Origin of the sequence: Halobacillus trueperi, assembly GCF_003386945.1 — a bacterium.
GTDB classification, from domain to species: Bacteria; Bacillota; Bacilli; order Bacillales; family Halobacillaceae; genus Halobacillus; species Halobacillus aidingensis.
Map to the genome: position 1 here is coordinate 393,873 of NZ_QUAE01000001.1, position 22,061 is coordinate 415,933.

Below are 22,061 nucleotides of genomic sequence, written 5' to 3' on the forward strand. Positions count from 1 at the left end.
CGGGTTTTCGTCTTATGTATAAAAGGGATGCGAAGGAGTCTCTGGATAGTCGTAAAATCAAAGATGATCACTCCTTCGCTCGGAAGAAGGTTCACTATCATTCGACATTTCCATCGTACAACGGTTATTAAGATAATTGTACAAACGTTATACTAAGATAGAAGTTTCGTTTTCAACCATCGCATCATTGTATTTTCTGCGGCACGTACTCTCCGCAATATGATCCTCCCATTCGTCTTCGATTTCGTTGTAAACATCATCGACACACTCGCCGTCGATGATCATGACGAATGACTCTTCCTTATCCATGAATAGAAAAAATGATAATAATTTCGGAAGGTGCCCAGCATCAGCAATCAGCTGATTTTGATGTAAGTATAAGTCACACCCATTTTTCGAAATCGTTTTGTACACTTTCATAATCTGGTTTGTTTTTAACGGGCGGTTCAATGTGATTTGGTAAGAAGACAGCTCATTCACTGTCGTCACCTCCGTAATGTTTTGTTGCTATATCACTACCCCTACAAAACTTATACTAAACATTTCGCTATCATCAATGTTCATAAATCATTTTTCGAGTCATTCCGCCATCAACGGTCACGTTTTCACCATTCACAAAACCATTCTCCTGATCCGTCAAATAAAAACAAGCTTTTGCAATATCATCGACCGTACCTACACGATTGGATAAGTGCTGGTCATGATCGACATCTCTTAATTCATGAGGATCGCCTGTATGAATCCAACCCGGACTGATGCTGTTCACCCGGATTTTGTATGGAGATAAAGAAGCGGCCATTGCATGGGTAAGCGCGAAAATGCCCCCTTTACTTGCCGCATAAGCTTCCGAGTCAGGCTCAGACATGAACGCCCTCGTAGATGCCATATTTACAATTCGTCCAGGAATCTTATCCTTTTTCCACCGTTCAGCTGCATATTTTGAAAAAAGGAAACAGCTGCGCAGGTTTGTATTCAGCACATGGTCCCATTCATTCACGTCCAATTCGAATATCGATTTGAATTCACTAACGCCGGCGTTGTTGATCAAAATGGAAAAAGGCTCTTTTATTTTTTGGAAAAGAATTTCGACCTCTTCTGGATCACTTACATCACAACGCACGAATACACCATCCACTTCTTTTATCGTTTCCCGGCCTTTTTCTTCGTTCACATCACAGCCAATCACCCGGTATCCTTTTTCCGCATATGCTATAGCTAATCCACGCCCAATGCCCTGAGCGACGCCTGTGATGAGTACCGTTTCGTTCTTTTTTGTCATGTTTATCCCTCCCCGGAATCGTTTCCTTTTTCTATTATAGGGTAAACTTCCATAGGAATGTGAAATCACTGACTGTATTAAACGTCGTCTGAAAAGATTCTTTCCACTCCAAGCTCTCCGAAAGCTGCGAATCAACGAGTGGAATCTTGTTCTAAATGGGTAATCATGATATGATCTTTTTTAAAAAATCGGAGGTGATCGTATGAAAAGAGTGACACTCGTCGATGTGTTCAAACACCGCATTACACAAAAGTACTTGCAGCGCTCAGGAATCAACCACGCGGTCACCGTTGCAGGATACGCATTTGATATGGCATTGAAAAAGGGAGTGGACCCTGACCTTGCTACGAAATCAGCTTTGCTCCATGACATGGGGCATTATGAGTGGTACCGGGATGGAAAATGGGATTATGATGAATACCGGAAGTCCGATATCCATGCGATCAAGGGCGCGGAACGGGCCCATAAGCTCCTGATCCGTCTCGGTGAAGACCGTCTCGTCGCGAAGGAAGTGTCTGTGGCTGTTCTTCTCCACACGGACAGCTACCTGCCGTTTGGTCTTGAACAAAAAAGAACGCCGCTTCAACATGTTGTAGCGAAAGCCGATGAAAAGGATGAGCAGCCGATGGGGTTGCATCATTACAAGCAAATGGACAAAAGCGAAGCATTGAAGCGATTGCATGAATTGGATTTGAAAATCGAAAAATATTTGCAGGATGATGATGAGTTGGCATAACTTCCTCTGGCCCTTCATACATTGAATCAGAGCAGGGGCGTTATGGGGCAGGAATTTTTCTGCCCTACTAAAAAAGTCAAGAATATTTTGGAAATAGGCTTTACTTTCCGTAAAACGTCCTATATAATTTCCAGTGTAAGAAAAATTTCTCAGAAAGCGAGGTCGGAAAACATGAAAAACTGGATGACACAAAACCAAAACAATTTCATACCATCGACCTGCGCGGAGATCCGTATCTGAGATCTACGACTATTTTATAAAAAAGCACTCATACCAGCCGCAGGAGATGCATATTGTATTCCTGTGGCTTTTTTAATGGAGAAATTTCTTCGAAAAGCCGCAGTATGCCCTGCGGCTTTTTCTTATGCTATCTAAGGGTAATTTTACTCTTTAGATATAAATATTACACTTTGAAATGAGGTGATTTTCATGACGATTCAATTTTTTATTTTTACGATTACCGTCGCAAAAAACAAGCAGAAAAGTTGTCAGCCGTTACCCGGGTACCGACCGACGGCGAAAGACCAGTGGCTTGATCGGAAATCTGCATTCAGCCGTTACATGTAACACCTACAAATTTTAAGGAGATGATGACAATGGGAGAATTGCTGAGAATGGCTTTTATGAACTGGTTGAATGTTGAGAAGGATACCGCTTAGCCTCAGTAAAAAGAGGAGGAAGAAACATGAGAATCCATATGATTCTTTTTACCATCATTATTGAACGTGCGAATGTCGCCTCTGTCGAGAAATCGAAACGACGCAGCCGGCAGATCGAACAGAAAATCAATGATGTGAAAAGCAAATACACACTGATATAACCAATGAAACCTCTGCTTAACAGGCAGAGGTTTTGTCATAAAATCCTTTCTTCCTTGGAACAATAGGAAGGAGGGGAGTGAATGAACATGGCATCAGGGAATAAGAAAATAACGAAGCGTAATGAGAAAAAGCATGCGCGTAAAGAAGAAAAACGTGGGAAAAAGCAGGATGAGACAGCGATCAACCACGTCGTCAATGTGTACGATCCCATTTAACTAAGACCCAGCCCGGAGCCGTTGCTTCGGGCTTTTAATATTAATTGTCAGATACTGATATAACACGAAAATCCTGATATCAGGACGAAAACCTTCCAGCGATTTACAAGATGCGGGTTTATTTTCCAAGCCATTAGGGAAAAGAAATAAATCATTCATAGCATTCATAGACAATCTTTGAAAAAATACGAATATTCCTATATGTTCAAAGGAAGACGTTATTAAAGGAAGGATCGAAGATGAACTTACATAGAAACCCACTCCCTGTCCCACAAGCTGTCGACAGGGTTATGAACTATAAAAAAAAAGGAAGGTCCGAAACCGTCTCTCTTGAGAAAAGTGATGGACGCAGGTTAGCTGAAGACTTACTGGCTACGCATCCTGTTCCTCCTTTCAACAAATCTCCTTACGACGGATTTGCTTTACGCTCAGAAGATACGAAGGATTTATCGAGAGAAAATCCAGGCAACTTCCATGTAACGGAAACGATTGGTGCCGGCCAGCTCGCAAGTAAAGCGGTAGAAAAAGGAGAAGCCGTCCGTATCATGACGGGAGCAGAGATTCCTGAAGGGGCAGATTGTGTCGCAATGTTTGAAATCTGCCAAACCTATGAAGATCAAGGCGTCTCTTACATGACATTAAAGCGATCGATGGATCAGGACCAGAATATTATCGGCAAAGGATCGGAGACAGAAGAGGGGGCGGTGCTCGTGGAGGCAGGCACACGTATCAATCCTGGTGTCAAAGCACTCCTCGCTACATTCGGGTATCCAGAGGTGAAGGTTTATCGAAAGCCGAAAATCGGCGTTTTTGCAACGGGAACAGAGCTGCTTGACGTAGATGAACCGCTTCAGCCAGGGAAGATCCGCAACTCCAATGCTCCCATGATTTTATCCCAAATCGAACGCGCAGGAGCGGAGGGTCACTTTTTAGGGAAACTGGTGGATGATTTTGACGCTTGTTTTAGTGCTGTTTCCCGTTCTCTGAACAATTACGATCTTTTGATTACGACAGGAGGCGTATCTGTCGGTGATTATGACCTCATGCCGGACATTTATGAAAAACTAGGGGCTCAGGTGCTTTTCAATAAAGTTGCGATGCGCCCGGGTAGTGTGACGACCGTCGCTGAGCTTGATGGTCAGCTGCTTTATGGATTAAGCGGCAATCCGTCCGCCTGCTATGTCGGTTTTGAACTATTCACCTATCCAATCATACAAAAGTTGCTTGGAAACCCCAAGCCTTTCCATACACGTATCAAAGCAACACTCGGAGAGGACTTCCCCAAGCCGAATCCTTTCACCCGTTTTGTGCGTGGGAAGATTCACTACGAGGAAGGGAAAGTAATGGTCTCTCCGGCGGGGATGGACAAGTCGAATGTCGTTACATCCCTGGCTGGAACAGACGCCTTTCTTGTGCTTCCCGGAGGAACGAGAGGATTTAAAAAAGGAGATGCTGTAGAAGCGATCCTTTTAGAAGATCAAAGCGGACAAGAATATTTTGAGGAGGGGTGATCTTATCGATTCACACATCATTGATCAACTCGGTCGTCCCATCAAGGATTTAAGAATATCAGTGATCGATCAATGCAATTTCCGATGTACATACTGTATGCCGGCAGAAATTTTCGGTCCGGATTATGCTTTTTTACCAAAAGAAGAACTCCTGAGTTTTGATGAAATCGTACGGCTTGCGAAGATCTTCGCCCAATTCGGCGTGGAAAAAATACGCCTGACCGGAGGCGAACCTTTGATGAGGAAAGACCTTGCGGATCTCGTGCGCCGGTTAAAAGAAATCGATGGCATCGAAGATATTGCCGTCACCACGAACGCGGTCTTTCTTGTCAGGCAGGCTCAAAAATTGAAGGATGCAGGGCTTGATCGTGTGAACATCAGCCTTGATGCGATTGAAGATCACGTTTTCCAGGAAACGAATGGACGTGGCATCAAAACGAAACCGGTGTTGAAAGGAATCGAAGCGGCGAGAGAAGCGGGATTGAAAATCAAAATCAACATGGTCGTGAAAAAAGGAATGAATGAAGACCAAATCCTGCCGATGGCGCGCTATTTCAAAGGGACCGGCGATACGCTGCGCTTTATTGAATTCATGGAGGTCGGCAACCACAATGGCTGGAATATGGATGCGGTCGTTTCGAAAAAATGGATCATCGAACAAATCGATCAAGAAATGCCGCTTGTGGCCCAGGATCCGAATTACTATGGAGAAGTGGCTTCCCGTTACCGTTATGAAGATGGTTCGGGAGAGATCGGAGTAATCTCATCCGTGACGGAAGCGTTTTGCTCGAGCTGTACGAGGGCTCGTTTGTCCGCAGACGGAAACTTGTTTACTTGTCTGTTTGCTTCATCCGGGTATGATTTGAAAACCATGCTTCGTGATGGGGAAGACGATGAAACAATTACGGACTATTTGCTCGCGATTTGGACAGGTCGTACCGATCAATATTCAGTCGACAGGGCCCAAGGGAAGCCGATGAAAGAGAATAAAATCGAAATGTCTTACATCGGTGGATAAAAAAAGGTCGAAATCACTCTTTGCTCCAGTCCTCTCCGTGTTCTATAATGGAGATAATTATCATTCTCGGAGGTCATTCGAATGAAAACCTTTAAACTGATTTCATTGGATATCGTGGAAGAAAAGCACGAGGATATCACTCAAAGACGCATCAAGCTCGAAGACGGTTTAATTATCAACAGGGAAGATGATCACGGTCGTTGGGTGATTGAGGCGTACGTCGATGAGAGTTATCGCGACTTCTTTGAAACGATGAAAGAAAATCAAGAAGAAATCATCATACAAGTGAAGATTACGAAACAAAGCAACCGTCCGGCGACTTTCCTCGTGAAACCGATTGACGTCAACATGATCGGCGACCGTATGAATGTCATCTTTATGGGAACGATTGTAGATCGGCAGCAGGAACAAGTGGAGTGGGTGTTAAAGCAATTGATGGATGAAGGCTATCAGGGAGAAGACCTCTTAGAAGAATTCAAAAAGCGTGGCCAGGAATCAAAAGCATAAGCATAGGGTTGGAGGCGTCTGAATATCAGACGCCTCCGACGTGTGTATTAGTTCAAATGTCTTAGATTTTTTAAAAAACGGAAGTAATTTGTCGAACATCCTGCTATACTAATAGTGGTGATAGACATCCATTAGACCTGGCAACATCAAAGGAGTTTTACTTTATGTGGGTGAGAAGAAAGAGCCTGCGATGGCTGAATGACTTATCGCCATTCCAATTAATCGCATTATATTATATGGTCGCGGTGACCATATCCTCTATATTGATTGCCCTTCCTGTAGCGCATCGGGATGGGGTCAAAGTTGAATTTATCGATGTTTTATTCACGGCGGTCAGTGCGGTCAGTGTCACAGGTTTGACCACCCTGCCGACAGCGGAAACGTTCAGTACGACGGGTTATTTCATCCTGGCGATCGTTCTTCAATTCGGAGGGATCGGTGTGATGACCTTAGGTACGTTGATCTGGTTGATGCTCGGGAAGAAAATCGGTTTGAAAGAACGCCGTTTAATTATGACGGACCAAAACCAGACGTCCTTTGCCGGGATGGTAAGACTTGTGAAACAAATCGTTATCGTTGTATTGGTGATCGAACTGGTCGGTTTCCTTGTCCTGGGTACGTATTTTCTTCAGTACTATGAACCAGGCGAAGCTTATTTGCAGGGTTTCTTCGGTACGATTAGTGCGATGACGAACGGTGGCTTTGACATCACGGGCCAATCATTGATCCCGTTTCGTGACGATTATTTTGTGCAATTCATCAACATCATCCTCATCATTGCCGGAGCCATCGGTTTTCCGGTTCTGATCGAGGTCAAACAATATTTGATGCAAAATCATGAAGAGAAAACGATTCGTTTTTCATTGTTTGCCAAACTGACGACTTTTACTTTCTTTGCCTTGGTTGTACTAGGGACAATCATGATCATCATTTTAGAAAGCAATCATTTCTTTACTGACAAGTCCTGGCATGAAATTTTCTTTTATGCCTTGTTCCAGTCTGTCACAACGAGAAGTGGTGGTCTCTCCACGATGGATATCAATCAATTTACAGAGCAGACCCAGCTGTTCATGTCTTCCTTGATGTTTATCGGTGCTTCCCCGAGTAGTGTGGGAGGCGGGATCCGAACGACGACATTCGCTCTTGTGGTCATCTTCGTATTGACCTTTGCCAGGGGCGGGAACAATATCCGATTGTTCAGAAGAGAAGTTCATCCAGAAGACTTGAATAAAGCGGTTGTCGTCACGATCGTCGCCTTATTCGTCTGCTTCAGCGCTGTTATCACTCTGACCATCACAGAACCTTTTACACTGAATGAACTCGTTTTTGAGGTCTGTTCGGCGTTCGGAACCGTTGGGTTATCCCTCGGCATCACGCCAGGCCTGTCTTCCTTTGGAAAAGTCGTGCTTATGCTGCTCATGTTCTTAGGACGGATCGGATTATTGACATTCTTATTCTCATTCAAGAAACATGACAAAGCTCAAGGGAAATTTCATTATCCTAGAGAAAGAATCATTATTGGTTAGAACACAGCTGTTTAGGGGGCACACTTATGTCGGACCGTTTGAAAGAGCTTGCATTACCTATAGATGATTGGATTTTTCAACAAATGAATGATGCCCTGCTTTTTGTAGATGAAGAAGGGGAACTGCTTCGGTTCAATGACAAAGCGGGAGAATTGATCGACGGGGATGCCCAGTCACTCGTCGACCTCCTTGATTTTCATCAGCTAAAAAAGGAAGAAAACCCGAAATTGGTGGATCTCTCCCCATCAGGAGGTCCATTGTATAAAGTTCAATGCCGGCAGGTGGAGAAAAACAGCTCCCTTTACGCCATTTTTCTCCAAGCCGTCCCGATACTCGATCAAACGTTCGAAGTAAAGAAAAAGATGAATCAACGGTTAACGGTTCCATCCGAGGGGATGGTCATTCACGAAAAAGGAAAGATCATTGATTGTGATGACACGCTTGCACACATGTTCGGTTACGAAAAAGAAGAACTTATGAAGCAGGACGCGTTCACGCTCACAGAAGAAGATGAACACGAAGCGCTGCACAAGCTTTTTCTTAGCTACCCCGAACAGCCATATGTGCTGAAGGCGATTAAAAAAGATGGGACCCCTTTTTATATCGAAGTTCTCGCCCATCCTTATCCGCAAGAAGATCGTGTTTTACGCGTGGCGATCGTTCGGGACATTACCGAACGTGTACATAACGAGAAAAAAATTGAATTCATGTCCTATTATGATGAACTGACGGATCTTCCTAACCGTTATTACTTCATGGATATGGTCAAAGAGGCGATCGAAGAGAAGGACGGGCTTGCTGTCCACTTCATCGACCTGGATTATTTCAAGCAAATCAATGACACCCTCGGTTATTCTTTCGGGGATGAACTGTTGAAAGCGTGTGCTTCGCGGTTGAAATTGCATCAGGATGCAGACACGTTCATTGCTCGAATGGGTGGGGATGAGTTCCTTGTCCTGCAGAGGCATGTGAACCATCAGACCGATGCAGAGTCATTGGCGCAAAAGCTGATTGAAGCTTTCCGGAAGCCTGTCGTCATTGACGGGTATGAGCTGTACACATCCGTAAGCATTGGGATCAGCCTATATCCGGAGCATGGAAAGACATCCGGAGATCTCATCAAGCAGGCAGACAGTGCAATGTACACCGTCAAAGAAAAGCATCGCAATGATTACCTTTGCTATAACACATCGATCAGTGAAGAGTTTGAACAAATGCTTTCCATCGATTCAGAACTGCGTAAAGCCTTAAAAGGCAATCAACTGGAGCTGCATTATCAACCACAAAAAAGCATTCACACAGGAAAAATTGTCGGCCTTGAAGCTTTGATTCGCTGGAACCATCCGGAAAAAGGAAGGATTTCTCCTGCGACCTTTATACCGGTCGCAGAGAAAAATGGCCAGATCTTCGAAATCGGTGATTGGGTCATACGGGAAGCGTGCCGTCAAAATAAACAATGGCAGGAAGAAGGGTATCCGGCAGTCATTGTTGGTGTGAATCTCTCAGCCCTGCAGTTTTTACAAAAGGACCTTGTCCATCGGGTGAAACAGATCTTAGAAGAAACCGGCCTCGATCCGATGTATCTGGAGCTTGAAATTACCGAATCCATGGCGATGACCAACGAAGAGTATATCATCCAAACGCTGAATGAACTCCGGAACCTAGGTGTCCATGTCTCTATCGATGATTTCGGCACGGGATATTCTTCACTCAAATACTTGAGCCGTTTTCCTGTGAGTAAGTTGAAAATCGATAAAGTTTTCATCAGTGAAAACCAGGAGCAAAACCAGGAGCAAAACCAGGCCATCGTTAAATCGATCATCCACATGTCCCATTCATTGAATATGAAGGTGATTGCAGAAGGCGTAGAGACCGCCGAACAATGGGATTTTCTTAAAAGTGAAAAGTGTGATGAGATCCAGGGGTATTTCTACAGCAAGCCGCTGCCCGCTGAGGAGTTAATCACCGTTTTCGAAAACAAACCGGTCCACTAATTAAAAAGGACACAGCCGATAAGGCTGTGTCCTTTTTTAGGAAAAAGAATAAAGATGAGTCTTGTAAAGAGGGGAGAGGGTTGTCTTTTCTCCCATCCTCCCTCAGCGTCTACCTCTACTTTCTCCATAAGACGCTGGACAAGTTTGGTGGAAAGGACATCCTCCCGTCCCTCGTCTTATGCTTGGCGTTTCTTTTTCAAGCACAAATCAGTGGTTAGCAGTAAAATGCTGCACCTACGATAATCAATAGGATGAACAATACGACGATCAAGGCGAAGTTATTGCCGTAACGTCGTGGTCTGTGGCACCGTCTTCCTCCGTAAGGATAGCCTCCGTACATAAGCTCACCTCCTGTTGTTACATTCGTAGCCTATGCACGAGTGAGGGACTGTGTATGGTCATCTACCCACCTTCATCAAATCATGAAGGTCGGGGGCGAAAGTTTTGTGATTTTACTTTTTTGGTGCATGCTGTCCGACTGTTGCTCCTGGTGATGATCACACTGATCAAGTTCCTCACACCAATGGTTCAATTGCTCGTTGCTGTATTGGTTGTGTGGGGGGTGGTGGGTCGAATGGGAAGGGTAATAAGGTCCGGAAATCCTTTGATTTGAATACATAACCATGCCTCCTTCGACCATATTATCCCCTCGATTCCCTTTATTATCCTTGTCATAAAACCATCCTGTACCGTAAGGAGGAATATCAAGAAACAGAAGCGAAAGTAGTACTTTACTGAAGTAGAGGGTTATAACATCCGCCTGAAGGGTAAAAAATGAGTATAAAGAAATGGAAAAATTGGCAGAGCACATTGGTGAAGTTGGATCAATGGCTGCATTTGTACATATTTTGTATAATGTTTGTATAGTAGAAGTTCAGGAGAGAAGGTGGATGGTTATGAAAAAGATCGCCATAATCGGAGCGGGACCTGGAGGCTTAGCCTCAGCGATGATCCTTGCAGCTAAAGGCTATGACGTTCATGTCTATGAAAAACAATCCTATGTGGGCGGAAGGAACGGTCATTTTACGCTCGGGGATTATACATTCGATATCGGTCCGACATTTTTGAGTATGCCTCAAATCATGGAGGAGATCTTTGAAATGTCCGGGAGGAATGTTCACGATTACATGGATTTGAAAGAGCTTTCCCCTATGTATGAACTTCAATTCGACGGAAAAAGGGTGCCGATGTACCGGGAACGGGAAAAAATGCTTGAGGTGATCGCTGAGCATTTCCCGGGCAATGAGGCTGGTTATGAAGACTTCATGAAGGACACAAGGGAAAAAATGCAGGCACTCATGCCCCTTTTACAAACGAAACATAACAAGCTGACCGACTATATGAGTAAACGGGCGCTGAAAGCACTGCCAAAGCTTTCACTCGGCAAATCGGTCTATGACGTCCTTTCCGATTACTTTACTGATGAACGGCTGAAAATCGCGTTCACATTTCAGGCGAAGTACTTAGGCATGTCGCCGTGGGAATGTCCGGGAGCCTTTTCCATCCTCTCGTACATGGAACATGAGTGGGGAGTGTTTCACCCGATCGGAGGGGTCAATCAACTGTCGAAAGCGATGGCGGAAGTGACGGAGGAACACGGAGGACAAATACATCTGAAGGAAGGCGTGCAGAAAATCAATGTATCAGGTAAGGAGATAACGGGGCTTGTCCTCGACTCCGGGGAAACGGTACACGCGGATGAATATATCATCAATGCAGACTTCGCTGAAGCGATGACCCGTTTAGTCGATGACGGTGTCCTGCGCCGCCATTCCAAAGAAAAGCTCCAAAAGAAGAAATTTTCATGTTCGACGTTCATGATCTATGTCGGTCTTGACAAAGTGTACGATATGCCGCATCATACGATTCTTTTTGCGGAAGATTACCAGAAGAATGTAAATGAGATGACGAAAGACCTCGTATTGTCCGACGAGCCGTCCATCTATATCCATAATGCAAGCGTGACTGACCCGACGCTCGCACCTGAGGGGCATTCAGCCGTCTATATTTTAGCTCCAGTCCCGAACAATTATTCTGAGATTGACTGGGACGATAAGCAGGAAACATTCAAATCATTAATCTATGACGAAATCGAGAAAAAAACAGGGTTCACCGATATCCGCAGCCACGTCGTTGAAGAAAAAGTCCTCACGCCGAAGCAGTGGGAGACCGATCATTTTGTCCACCAGGGTGCGACGTTCAGTCTTGGTCATCAACTTTCCCAGATGATGTACTTCCGGCCGCACAACAGGTTTCAGGAACTCGATCATTGCTGGCTCGTCGGTGGGGGCACCCATCCAGGAAGCGGATTGCCGACCATCCTTGAATCGGCCAGGATAACGACAGGATGGATCAGGGAAGAGGAGGTGCAGCCGATATGACAAAAACGACGATTGTCGGCGGAGGCATTGGCGGGCTTGTAACGGCTCTGCTTTTATCCAACGACCCTGACCGCAAGATCTCCATTTATGAAAAGAAAGACGTGCTCGGAGGCAGGCTTACGTACGAACGGCATGGCGAGTTCAAAATCGACCAGGGTCCCACGATCGTTCTTCTGCCTGAGATGCTTTTAAGTATTTTAGAAGACGGCGGCATTTCCAGGGACCGAATTCCATTGATTCCTTGCGACCCTCTCTATAATATCCATTTTCCTGACGGGACGACGTTCAACAAATATTCAGATACCGAAAAACAAAAAGCGGAACTAAAGGAGAAGTTCCCTGGCAATGAGATTCATTTCGACCGGTTCTTGAGCGATATGCGGACACGGTTTTTACAGGGGAAAGCGCAGTTTCTCGAAAAATCCTTCGTAGACAAGCGAAGCTTTTTCTCCCGTAAAAACTTGAAAACATTGATCAAGTTAAAAGCTTATCAGAACGTTAAGAAAATGATGCGCAGCTACTTTGACGATGAGCGACTCGTCGAAGCCTATACGCTACAAACGTTGTACATCGGTGGTCATCCTGAACAATCTCCGGCCATGTACTCGCTCGTATCTTACAGTGAACATGAGCATGGGATTTGGTACATGAAAGGCGGCTACGCCCATCTTGTTGAAATCATCGAGGAAGAGTTGGAAAAAAGAGGGGTTCATATTTATAAAGGAATGCCTGTAGAAGGTGTAGAAACAAACAAGGATAGAGCATTATCCATAACGGCAGGAGGAGAAAAAATCAAGTTCGATGAATTGATCTTGAACGGTGATTTCCCTCTGATGGACAAAATTATGCCCGCTGAAAAGCAGCTTCAACGGAAATATACTCCTTCCTCGGGTTGTCTCTTACTTTATATGGGACTTGACCGCACGTATGAGAACGACTCCATCCACCAGTTTTTCATGTCTCGTGACTTTGACCGCCATATGCGGCAAGTGTTTGTTGAAAAGCAATTGCCGGATGATCCGTCGTTTTATACTTTCCATCCTTCCTTAGTGGATCCTTCTCTCGCACCTGATGGAAAAGGTGTGCTCTACACATTGATTCCTGTGCCTACAGGAAAGTCGGTGGATTGGGGGAAGAAAGACCAGTTGATTGAAAGCATCATCGATGAAATGGAAGCACGCGGTTTTCCGGACTTGAAAAAACATATCGAATGGATGCACGTCCGAACTCCTGAAGATGCTGAACGCGAAGGTTTGTATGCAGGAGGCAGTTTCGGAATAGCACCGACTCTTTTCCAATCCGGGGTGTTCCGACCGCAGCTGCAGCCGTACGCGTTAGGGAATGTGTACGCGGTTGGAGCTTCGATTCATCCAGGCGGCGGTGTTCCAATTGTCATGCAAGGATCAAAATTGTTGGCAGATTATTTGCAATATGGTGTTAAAGAAAGGCATAATTACAAGCGAGGTGTTTAGTGATGACGGACTTGAACCAAGCATACGACCATTGCCGCGAAGTAATCGAGAAGCATTCCAAAACGTTCTCAAAAGCATTCGCTATGCTTCCCAAACAGCAGAAAAGAGCGGTTTGGGCGATTTATGCCTTTTGCCGTCGTGTCGATGATATCGTAGATGAAGGAATTAACCCAAAAACAGAACTCGAATCTTTCTCCCAACAATTTGATCAATTCATGGAAGGGAAACTTGAACTCAAAGACCCTTCCTGGATCGCGCTCGATGATGTGTTCAGACACTTCTCCATCGATCCTGAGCCCTATTATGACATGATCAAAGGTCAACGCATGGACCTGTATCCGACCACCATCCGTACGAAAGAGGATTTATTAGATTACTGCTATCATGTAGCAAGTACCGTCGGTCTGATGCTTCTGCCTGTCATTGCTCCAGGAAAAGTCGCTGCTCTCCGCCAAGGAGCGATTGAACTCGGCTACGCCATGCAAATTACTAACATACTAAGAGATATAGGTGAAGACATGGAGATCGACCGTATTTACTTACCACAAGAAGTGATGGACCATCATGGCTACACTTTTTTTGACCTGAAAAAGAAAAAGGTAAATCAAGCCTTTATCAGCATGTGGGAAGACTTGGCCGCCGATGCTGAAGCCTTCTATGACAATGCGATGAAAACATTACCTGATTACCCTTTGTATTCACGCACACCAGTAGGAGGCGCCGCCAAAATGTATCGGGCCATCCTGCCGACTGTAAGAAAAAACGGATATCAAGTGTTCAACTATCGCAATTACGTATCAGATCAAGAGAAGAAGCAGATCATTGCAGACATGCAGTGATTCTGCTTCTTTTTGTTCGAGCGAATCACGCCTTCAGTGCGTGATTCGCGCGCAAGACCATCTCAATCGCGCGCAAGACCATCTCAATCGCGCGCAAGACCATCTCAATCGCGCGCAAGACCATCTCAATCGCGCGCAAGACCATCTCAATCGCGCGCAAGACCATCTCAATCGCGCGCAAGACCATCTCAATCGCGCGCAAGACCATCTCAATCGCGCGCAAGACCATCTCAATCGCGCGCAAGACCCACATCATGTATATTCCTGTCCATTCGTGCGAATACTTGTAGCAACAAAGAATCAGGAAAGGTAGAGTAGAATGGCAGAAAAATACTTGATCTATTACCAGGCCAAATCAGGCGTAGTGAAACAAGTCCCTGTATATGCTTCGCACAAAGAAAAAGCACGCGAAAGTCATTTGAAAAGTAACCCGCAAGCAAAAATCACGCATATTCGTCTTTTATAATCCAGCTTCTTTTATAAGAAAAGGCAGCGCCGGTCCGGCGCTGTCTTTTTTTATGGAAAACATATCGAATTCGAGATGTTAGGTTTCGATATTCTCGAATATGGGAAATTCGAATTATATATTGCTTTATCGAAATAAAGCGGATTTTAGCGAACAGAGGATGATGATATGAAGAAGAAAATGTACATCCTGACCGAACTATTGGACGGTTCTTTCAAGGGGCCTGATCGACAGGAAATCCATTCCGTGTCCTATGATTCGAGGGAGATCGAACCTGGAGATGCTTTTATTTGCATTAAAGGAGAACATCACGATGGTCATTTATTTATAAAGCAGGCCATCGAAGCGGGTGCACAAACGATTGTCGGAACGGACAAAGAGGTGCTGGATCTTTCTGCAGCCGATCACCCACACCTTAGTTTTGTTTGTGTGAAAGACAGTCGCTCTGCGCTTGCTGTGTTGTCTTCCATTGTGTCTGGTTCTCCTTCAGATTCTTTACATACGATCGGAGTTACGGGAACAAATGGGAAAACGACGGTGGCGACGTTCACACATTCCATTTTAAACAGCCTTTCATTCCGGACAGGGTCGCTTGGCACAGCAGGCATCTGGGATGATCAGCAAAAAACGGATTTCAAGCAGACGGTGCCGACAACTCCGGAAGCACCGGACATTCATAAAGTATTGAAGTATTTTTGTGAGAAAAAGATGCAGGGAGCCGTTATTGAATCTACTTCCATTGCTCTTGAACAAAAGCGATTAGAAACGATTCACTTCAATGTAGCGATCCACACCAATCTCACCCCGGAACATTTGGAATTCCACCAGACGATGGACGCCTACAAAAAGGCGAAAATGAAGTTGTTTCAACAAGCGGCTCAAGCCGTCATCAATGCCGATGATCCCCTGATGGCTGAAGATCTCATCCAAACGTTCAAAGGACCGGCCATAACTTATGGCATTCGTCAGCCTGCCGATCTTCAAGCTTCTCATATTGAGACCACCAGGACAGGAACGACCTTCGTTTTAGATGCTTTCGGCACGAAATATTCGATTAATGCTCCGGTTTTTGGCGAGTACAATGTATCAAACTTACTTGCAGCTATTGCGGCCTGTCATCAGGTAGGTTTTTCAATAGCCTCTATCCTTTCCGTCATCAGTCACATTAGAAAACCGGAAGGCCGTTTTCAAATGGTAGAAAAGAAAGTACCTTATCAGATTATTTTGGATTACGCCCATACCCCGGATGCGCTGGCTCATGTCTTAGAATCCGTCAAACAAATCCCTCATCGGCAATTGATTGTCATGATTACTGGAATTGGATTACGAGATCCTAATAAACGGCCCCTCATGGCAAAGGTAGTCGAAAGTGTGGCTGATCAAATCATCGTAAGCGTCGACCAGCCTGGACATGCGGATCGACAGGGTGTTGTCAACGATGTTTGTCGGGGATTCAAGCAGCCAACCTCCCCGCACATTTATACCCGATTGCACAGAGAGGAAGGAATCCACTTAGCGCTTGATCTAGCTGGGCCGGGTGATGTGATATTACTGACAGGCATTGGATTTGGTGGTTACCAAATTGTTGGCGATAAAAAAATTCCTTATTCTGAACTTGAAGTCATTGATTACTACTTTGAAAAACAGTCATTATTTAAGAAGCCTATGTGAAACCTGGAGTCTAAATCCAGGTTTTTTATTTAGGCCGTTTATGATTCATGAGCCGTATCCCTGGTCTCCTAGTGTTGGACATAGGGCTCTTTAAATAGAAGTGGAGGAAGAGTCCTATTGCAAAATTTGTCATCAACTGGTAAAATTTTATGAAAATTAACAATATTACCAAAAAAGGAGATGATGATCATGAAGTTGTACCTCTCCGTAGACATGGAGGGAATAACCGGTGTACCCGATTACACCTTTGTTGATTCTTCCCGGCACAATTATGAACGGGCGAGGAAGATCATGACAGAAGAAACGAACCATGTCATTGAAGCGGCATTTCAAAACCATGTAGAAGAAGTATTAGTCAATGACAGCCATTCGAAGATGAACAATTTACTGATCGATGAGATTCACCCGGATGCCTCCTTAATCACTGGAAGTGTGAAGCCACTATCTATGATTCAAGGATTAGATGAATCCTATTCTGGAGCTATATTTGTAGGGTACCATGCCAGGGCAGCTCAAAAAGGGGTTCTTTCACACTCGATGACATTCGGGGTTCGCAATTTTTACATAAATGATGTTGCCGTGGGAGAGCTTGGATTTAATGCGTATGTGGCCGGTTATTACGGTGTCCCTGTTTTGATGGTTGCCGGGGATGACTGTGCAGCGATGGAAGCAGAAGCCCTGATTCCAAATATCGTTACAGTACCAGTGAAAGAAACCATTTCTCGATCCGCGGTCAAAAGTTTAACGCCGAAAAAGGCAGGAGAACTTCTGGAAAAACGAACGACGGAAGCGATACATAACCGAAACCGAGTAGAGCCGCTCGTACCTCCAGAACAGCCCACTCTAAGGATTGAATTTATGAATTATGGCCAGGCCGAATGGGCAAATCTTATGCCTGGTACAGAAATCGAACCAGATTCAACAACGGTAAGGTTTCAAGCCAAAAACATAGTGGAAGCATACCAAGCCATGCTTGTCATGACAGAGCTTGCCATGCAGACAACATCCAGCTAGGGGGACCAGTCGTGGCGAAATACATATTGAAACGTTTCATTTACATGATAGTTACTGTTTTTATCATAGCAACGCTCACGTTTTTCTTAATGAATTTACTACCGGGTTCACCGTTCAATGAAGAAAGAACAACCAACGAAGCTGTCCAGAGAAATTTAGAGGCCCATTACCATCTGGATGAACCATTAGTCGTGCAATACGTGTTGTATTTAAAATCCATTGTGACACTGGATTTCGGTCCATCGATTAAACAACCTACAGAGACGGTCAATTCATTATTAGGACGAGGCTTTCCTATTTCCGCTGAGTTAGGCGTATGGACGATCCTCATTGCGTTAATTTCTGGTGTTGCCCTCGGTGTTTTTGCAGCATTGAAGCACAATGGAGTGATTGATTACATAGCGATGACCATTGCCGTACTCGGGATATCGATTCCTAACTTTGTATTAGCTACATTGTTAATCCAGCAGTTAGCCGTCAATTTAGGCGTGCTCCCTGCTGCGACGTGGAGCAGCCCACAACATATGGTCCTCCCAATTGTTGCCCTTGCCACCGGCCCCATGGCCATTATTGCCCGTTTAACGAGGTCAAGCATGCTTGAAACGTTAACACAGGATTATATAAAGATGGCCCGGGCCAAAGGGCTGTCGCCAGCCAAAATCATTGTGAAGCACGCATTGAAGAACGCACTCATGCCTGTGGTCACCATTTTAGGTACCTTGCTTGCAGGGGTGTTGACAGGAACGTTCGTCATTGAAAAGATTTTTGCAATTCCGGGGATGGGCAAATATTTTGTTGAAGGCATCAACCAGCGAGACTATCCAGTCATTATGGGAACGACCGTTTTTTACAGTGCCTTTCTTGTATTGATGTTGTTCCTGGTGGATATCGCTTACGGAATTCTCGATCCTAGAATCAAGCTGCATAAAGAAGGAGGCAAGTAATGTGATTCCTGCGAAGAAACAGAATGAAGAAACGCCTCATTCATCGATTCCAGATGAATGGTTTAAACCGAAACAGAAAAATACAGAAGATGCGGAATCCGTTGTTCGTCCTTCTCTTTCTTATTGGGAAGATGCTTGGAGAAGACTCCGGCAGAATAAATTAGCTATGTCAGGGCTCATTTTTCTTATCCTATTAGGCGTCATGGCTGTCATCGGGCCTTGGATTTCCCCTCACGATGTGGATACTCAAAACCTGCCAAACCAGAACCAGGCACCATCGCTTACCCATTGGTTCGGTACAGATGAATTAGGACGGGATGTATTCACGAGGACGTGGTACGGGGCAAGAATCTCCTTGTTTGTAGGATTGATGGCCGCTTTGATCGACTTTTTCATAGGGGTCGCTTATGGAGGGCTGTCAGGTTATAAAGGTGGTCGAACTGATAATATCATGATGCGGATCATCGAAATCCTTTATGGACTGCCCTACCTGCTTGTTGTCATTCTACTCCTTGTGGTCATGGGACCAAGTCTCTTAACCATTATCATAGCTTTAACGGTAACCGGCTGGGTTGGAATGGCACGAATTGTCAGAGGACAGGTCCTGCAGTTGAAACACAATGAATTTGTCATGGCTTCCCAGTCTTTTGGAGCGAAAACGAAGCGGATTATTCAAAAGAACCTGCTGCCGAATACGATGGGGCCGATTATTGTACAGATGACGCTTACTGTTCCAACAGCCATCTTTGCAGAAGCTTTTTTAAGCTTTTTGGGTTTAGGCATTCAGTCACCATTTGCAAGCTGGGGAATGATGGCCAATGATGCACTGGGTGTCATCTTATCAGGAGATTGGTGGCGTCTTTTCTTTCCTGCATTCTTCATTTCAGCCACAATGTTCGCATTTAACGTGCTTGGAGATGGTCTCCAGGATGCGCTCGATCCTAAGCTCAGGAGGTAAACATCAATGGAAAAAATCTTGGACATCCGTGACCTGCATGTATCGTTCAAAACCTTCGGGGGAGAGGTACAGGCCGTGCGCGGCGTAAATTTAGAATTATATCGCGGGGAAACCCTTGCCATTGTCGGAGAGTCCGGTTGTGGGAAGAGTGTCACAGCGAACAGCATCATGCGTCTTATCCCAACGCCTCCAGGTGAAATCAAGGATGGATCCATTCTTTTCAAAGGACAGGATATGACTCAGCTTTCGGACAAGGAAGTACGGAAAATCCGCGGGGTGGATATTTCGATGATTTTCCAGGATCCGATGACTGCCTTGAATCCGACCTTGACCGTTGGAGACCAGCTGACAGAAGGGCTGCGGCAACATCGTTCTATTTCAAGGAAAGAAGCGGATCAACAGGCGATGGAAATGCTGACTCTTGTCGGAATCCCCAATCCTGTCGAACGTATGAAACAGTATCCTCACGAATTCAGTGGCGGGATGCGGCAGCGAATCGTGATTGCGATGGCGCTGATCTGTGATCCTGAACTACTGATTGCAGACGAGCCGACAACCGCTTTAGATGTCACCATTCAGGCTCAAATCTTACAACTCTTTCAAAAAATTCAGAAACAGACCGGTGTTTCTATCATACTCATCACGCATGATTTAGGGGTTGTAGCTAAAATAGCCGACCGCATTGCGGTCATGTATGCCGGAAAAGTTATTGAAACAGGGACACGGAAAGAAATCTTTTATACCCCGCAGCACCCTTACACCAGGGGTCTGCTTCACTCTGTGCCCCGTTTGGATCAAAAAGGAGAAAAATTGATACCGATAGACGGAACACCACCGGATTTGTTTTCACCACCGGATGGGTGTCCATTTGCTGCCAGGTGCCCAATGGCCATGGAAGTGTGCACAAAGGTTTATCCGTTTCATTCTAAGTTGAGCAGAACACATGACGTGGACTGTTGGCTGCAGGATGAGCGAGCAAAAAAATATATGGCATCAACCTATTAAATATATAGAGAGGAGAACGAGTATGAAAAAATGGTGGACAGTCTTTATGGGGGTTTTACTTGTCGCTTTATTAGCTGCATGTACAGCTTCGGAAAGTGCAGGAGAAAGTGATGAGGGTAGTTCTGAAGGAGAAAGTGACTCAGGAACAAAAACGCTATTACTGAATAACGGAGAGGAGCCGACCTCCTTCGATCCATCTCAAGGATTCGATGCGGTTTCCTGGAATGCATTGAACAATTTGATGGAGGGTCTGACGCGTCTTGGCAAAGACCACACTCCAGAACCAGCAACTGCCGAGAAATGGGAAATTTCCGAAGATGGCAAGGAATATACGTTCTTCATCCGTGAAGATGCCAAGTGGTCGAATGGGGATGACGTGACGGCAGGGGACTACGAGTTTGCTTGGAAACGTCTTCTTGATCCTGAAACGGCTTCACCAGCAGCTTTCCTGGGTTATTTCATTGAAGGTGGAGAAGCCTTTAACAATGGAGAAGGATCAGCCGATGATGTGATGGTGGAAGCGGTCAGTGACAAAGAGTTGAAAGTGACATTAAGTGCACCGACCGGATATTTCTTAAATATCATTTCCAACCCGGCGTTTTTCCCAATCAATGAGTCTGTAGCAACAGAAAACCCAGAGTGGTTTGCGGAAGCAGACAGCTTTGTAGGAAACGGACCATTTGCATTGGCAGAATGGAAACATGATAGTGAAATGCTTATGAAAAAGAATGAAGAATATTGGGATCACGAGACTGTGAAGCTTGATGAAGTTCACTGGGCGATGGTGAATGATACCAATACGGAATACCAAATGTATGAAAGCGGGGAGCTTGACACTTCCAATATTCCGTCTGATATGGCGGAGCAGCTGTTAGACAGTGAAGAGGTGTCGATCCAGGACCAGGCAGGTACAGCATTCTACCGTTTCAATGTAAATGAAGAGCCTTTCCAGAATAAGAAGATAAGAAAAGCACTCGCCATGAGTGTGAATCAACAGGAAATCGTCGAGTATGTGACGAAAAATAAAGAAGAGCCTGCGTATGGTTTTGTCTCTTATGGATTTGAAAGTCCATCTGGGGAAGATTTCCGTGAACACAATGGAAAACTTGTAGAACCGAATGTAGAAGAAGCGAAACAGTTGCTACAAGAAGGAATGGAAGAAGAAGGGTACGACGAACTTCCAGCGATCACCCTTTCCTATAACACGAGCGAGGACAACAAGAAAATTGCAGAAACCATCCAGCAGATGTTCAAAGAAAATCTTGGCGTAGAAGTTACGCTGGAGAATGCGGAATGGAACGTCTTCCTTGAAGCACAAAAAGCCTTGGAACACCAACTTTCCAGAAGTTCTTTCTTAGCTGACTATGCCGATCCAATCAACTTCCTTGAGAGTTTCACTACGGATTCTTCCATGAACCGTACAGGTTGGTCCAATGAAGAATACGATCAGCTGATTGCCGATGCTAAAAATGAAGCGGATGAAGAACAGCGTTGGGAATTGATGTATGAAGCAGAGAAACTTCTTTTTGAAGAGATGCCGATCTTCCCTGTTCATTTCTATAACCAGGTCGTTCTTGAGAAAGACAACGTATCCGATATCGTTCGTCATCCTGTAGGTTACCTTGAGTTGAAGTGGGCAGACAAACAATAGACTTTCTTTGAAAAGAGGCGATTCTTTCGCCTCTTTTCCTTCATTGGAGGAAT

24 protein-coding genes are annotated in these 22,061 nt (G+C 44.9%); 19 read left to right on the forward strand and 5 right to left on the reverse strand.

Translation table 11 applies throughout. From position 1 onward, the window contains the following. Nucleotides 1-147 precede the first annotated feature (147 nt). Nucleotides 148-480, reverse strand: a complete 333-nt coding sequence (locus DYE48_RS02040; protein WP_089654784.1) for a hypothetical protein — start codon at nucleotides 478-480, stop codon at nucleotides 148-150. A gap of 73 nt (nucleotides 481-553) precedes the next feature. After that, complete coding sequence (locus DYE48_RS02045) at nucleotides 554-1,279, reverse strand: SDR family NAD(P)-dependent oxidoreductase (RefSeq protein ID WP_115822180.1); 726 nt, start codon at nucleotides 1,277-1,279, stop codon at nucleotides 554-556. Between the two features lie 202 nt (nucleotides 1,280-1,481). On the opposite strand from DYE48_RS02045, the gene DYE48_RS02050 reads away from it, so the two are divergent. The 9 genes from DYE48_RS02050 (at nucleotide 1,482) to DYE48_RS02075 (ending at nucleotide 9,607) form a co-directional block, all read left to right on the forward strand. After that, nucleotides 1,482-2,015, forward strand: coding sequence for an HD domain-containing protein (locus tag DYE48_RS02050; protein ID WP_115822181.1), 534 nt, complete (start codon nucleotides 1,482-1,484; stop codon nucleotides 2,013-2,015). Nucleotides 2,016-2,444: 429 nt separating this feature from the next. After that, nucleotides 2,445-2,582, forward strand: coding sequence for a hypothetical protein (locus DYE48_RS21070; protein WP_167356131.1), 138 nt, complete (start codon nucleotides 2,445-2,447; stop codon nucleotides 2,580-2,582). 118 nt (nucleotides 2,583-2,700) lie between these two features. Beyond that, a complete protein-coding gene (locus tag DYE48_RS21460) occupies nucleotides 2,701-2,835 on the forward strand; it encodes a hypothetical protein (RefSeq protein WP_279629290.1) in 135 nt (44 codons plus the stop codon). 81 nt (nucleotides 2,836-2,916) lie between these two features. Further along, nucleotides 2,917-3,051, forward strand: coding sequence for a hypothetical protein (locus tag DYE48_RS21465; protein WP_279629291.1), 135 nt, complete (start codon nucleotides 2,917-2,919; stop codon nucleotides 3,049-3,051). A 239-nt stretch (nucleotides 3,052-3,290) separates the two neighbouring features. After that, nucleotides 3,291-4,562 carry a molybdopterin molybdotransferase MoeA gene (locus tag DYE48_RS02055; RefSeq protein WP_115822182.1) on the forward strand — a complete coding sequence of 424 codons (1,272 nt, stop codon included), beginning with the start codon at nucleotides 3,291-3,293 and terminating at the stop codon, nucleotides 4,560-4,562. Between the two features lie 4 nt (nucleotides 4,563-4,566). After that, nucleotides 4,567-5,580 (forward strand): GTP 3',8-cyclase MoaA, encoded by a 1,014-nt coding sequence (gene moaA, locus DYE48_RS02060; RefSeq protein ID WP_089654790.1) that lies wholly within the window; start codon nucleotides 4,567-4,569, stop codon nucleotides 5,578-5,580. Nucleotides 5,581-5,661: 81 nt separating this feature from the next. Continuing rightward, nucleotides 5,662-6,087, forward strand: a complete 426-nt coding sequence (locus DYE48_RS02065; protein ID WP_089654780.1) for a YwpF-like family protein — start codon at nucleotides 5,662-5,664, stop codon at nucleotides 6,085-6,087. Between the two features lie 164 nt (nucleotides 6,088-6,251). Continuing rightward, nucleotides 6,252-7,613, forward strand: coding sequence for a TrkH family potassium uptake protein (locus DYE48_RS02070; RefSeq protein ID WP_115822183.1), 1,362 nt, complete (start codon nucleotides 6,252-6,254; stop codon nucleotides 7,611-7,613). Nucleotides 7,614-7,639: 26 nt separating this feature from the next. Next, nucleotides 7,640-9,607: a sensor domain-containing protein gene (locus tag DYE48_RS02075; protein WP_115822184.1), complete on the forward strand. Its 1,968-nt coding sequence runs from the start codon at nucleotides 7,640-7,642 to the stop codon at nucleotides 9,605-9,607. Nucleotides 9,608-9,821: 214 nt separating this feature from the next. Here the strand turns inward: DYE48_RS02075 and DYE48_RS02080 are convergent, their stop codons facing one another. Both DYE48_RS02080 and DYE48_RS02085 read right to left on the reverse strand, forming a co-directional pair. Next, on the reverse strand, nucleotides 9,822-9,947 hold the full coding sequence (locus tag DYE48_RS02080) for a YjcZ family sporulation protein (protein WP_089654777.1): 126 nt from the start codon (nucleotides 9,945-9,947) through the stop codon (nucleotides 9,822-9,824). Nucleotides 9,948-10,022: 75 nt separating this feature from the next. Further along, the gene (locus DYE48_RS02085; RefSeq protein WP_115822185.1) at nucleotides 10,023-10,226 is read right to left on the reverse strand and encodes a hypothetical protein; all 204 of its coding nucleotides are present in this window, start codon (nucleotides 10,224-10,226) and stop codon (nucleotides 10,023-10,025) included. Nucleotides 10,227-10,503: 277 nt separating this feature from the next. Between DYE48_RS02085 and DYE48_RS02090 the strand changes: the two genes are divergently transcribed. From DYE48_RS02090 to DYE48_RS02100, 3 genes are read left to right on the forward strand one after another with little or no spacing between them, the layout of a single operon-like run. Further along, nucleotides 10,504-11,988, forward strand: coding sequence for a phytoene desaturase family protein (locus DYE48_RS02090; RefSeq protein WP_115822272.1), 1,485 nt, complete (start codon nucleotides 10,504-10,506; stop codon nucleotides 11,986-11,988). Then, nucleotides 11,985-13,460 carry a phytoene desaturase family protein gene (locus DYE48_RS02095; protein WP_115822186.1) on the forward strand — a complete coding sequence of 492 codons (1,476 nt, stop codon included), beginning with the start codon at nucleotides 11,985-11,987 and terminating at the stop codon, nucleotides 13,458-13,460. The genes DYE48_RS02090 and DYE48_RS02095 overlap by 4 nt, the downstream gene beginning before the upstream one ends. A gap of 2 nt (nucleotides 13,461-13,462) precedes the next feature. Beyond that, entirely contained in the window at nucleotides 13,463-14,299 is an 837-nt protein-coding gene (locus DYE48_RS02100; protein ID WP_115822187.1) for a phytoene/squalene synthase family protein, read from the forward strand. 25 nt (nucleotides 14,300-14,324) lie between these two features. On the opposite strand, the gene DYE48_RS02105 is transcribed toward DYE48_RS02100, so the two are convergent. Beyond that, nucleotides 14,325-14,552, reverse strand: coding sequence for a hypothetical protein (locus tag DYE48_RS02105; RefSeq protein ID WP_115822188.1), 228 nt, complete (start codon nucleotides 14,550-14,552; stop codon nucleotides 14,325-14,327). Nucleotides 14,553-14,618: 66 nt separating this feature from the next. Here DYE48_RS02105 and DYE48_RS21075 point away from each other — a divergent pair, with 66 nt between their 5' ends. From DYE48_RS21075 to DYE48_RS02135, 7 genes are all read left to right on the forward strand, one after another. Next, the gene (locus DYE48_RS21075) at nucleotides 14,619-14,765 is read left to right on the forward strand and encodes a hypothetical protein (RefSeq protein ID WP_167449425.1); all 147 of its coding nucleotides are present in this window, start codon (nucleotides 14,619-14,621) and stop codon (nucleotides 14,763-14,765) included. 168 nt (nucleotides 14,766-14,933) lie between these two features. After that, nucleotides 14,934-16,436: a UDP-N-acetylmuramoyl-L-alanyl-D-glutamate--2,6-diaminopimelate ligase gene (locus DYE48_RS02110; RefSeq protein ID WP_115822189.1), complete on the forward strand. Its 1,503-nt coding sequence runs from the start codon at nucleotides 14,934-14,936 to the stop codon at nucleotides 16,434-16,436. 189 nt (nucleotides 16,437-16,625) lie between these two features. Then, nucleotides 16,626-17,450 (forward strand): M55 family metallopeptidase, encoded by an 825-nt coding sequence (locus tag DYE48_RS02115; RefSeq protein WP_115822190.1) that lies wholly within the window; start codon nucleotides 16,626-16,628, stop codon nucleotides 17,448-17,450. 11 nt (nucleotides 17,451-17,461) lie between these two features. Further along, on the forward strand, nucleotides 17,462-18,394 hold the full coding sequence (locus DYE48_RS02120; RefSeq protein ID WP_115822191.1) for an ABC transporter permease: 933 nt from the start codon (nucleotides 17,462-17,464) through the stop codon (nucleotides 18,392-18,394). Between the two features lie 4 nt (nucleotides 18,395-18,398). Then, nucleotides 18,399-19,352, forward strand: coding sequence for an ABC transporter permease (locus DYE48_RS02125; RefSeq protein ID WP_115822273.1), 954 nt, complete (start codon nucleotides 18,399-18,401; stop codon nucleotides 19,350-19,352). A 6-nt stretch (nucleotides 19,353-19,358) separates the two neighbouring features. Then, nucleotides 19,359-20,357: an ABC transporter ATP-binding protein gene (locus tag DYE48_RS02130; RefSeq protein WP_115822192.1), complete on the forward strand. Its 999-nt coding sequence runs from the start codon at nucleotides 19,359-19,361 to the stop codon at nucleotides 20,355-20,357. Between the two features lie 22 nt (nucleotides 20,358-20,379). Then, nucleotides 20,380-22,008 carry a peptide ABC transporter substrate-binding protein gene (locus tag DYE48_RS02135; protein WP_115822193.1) on the forward strand — a complete coding sequence of 543 codons (1,629 nt, stop codon included), beginning with the start codon at nucleotides 20,380-20,382 and terminating at the stop codon, nucleotides 22,006-22,008. Nucleotides 22,009-22,061 lie beyond the last annotated feature (53 nt).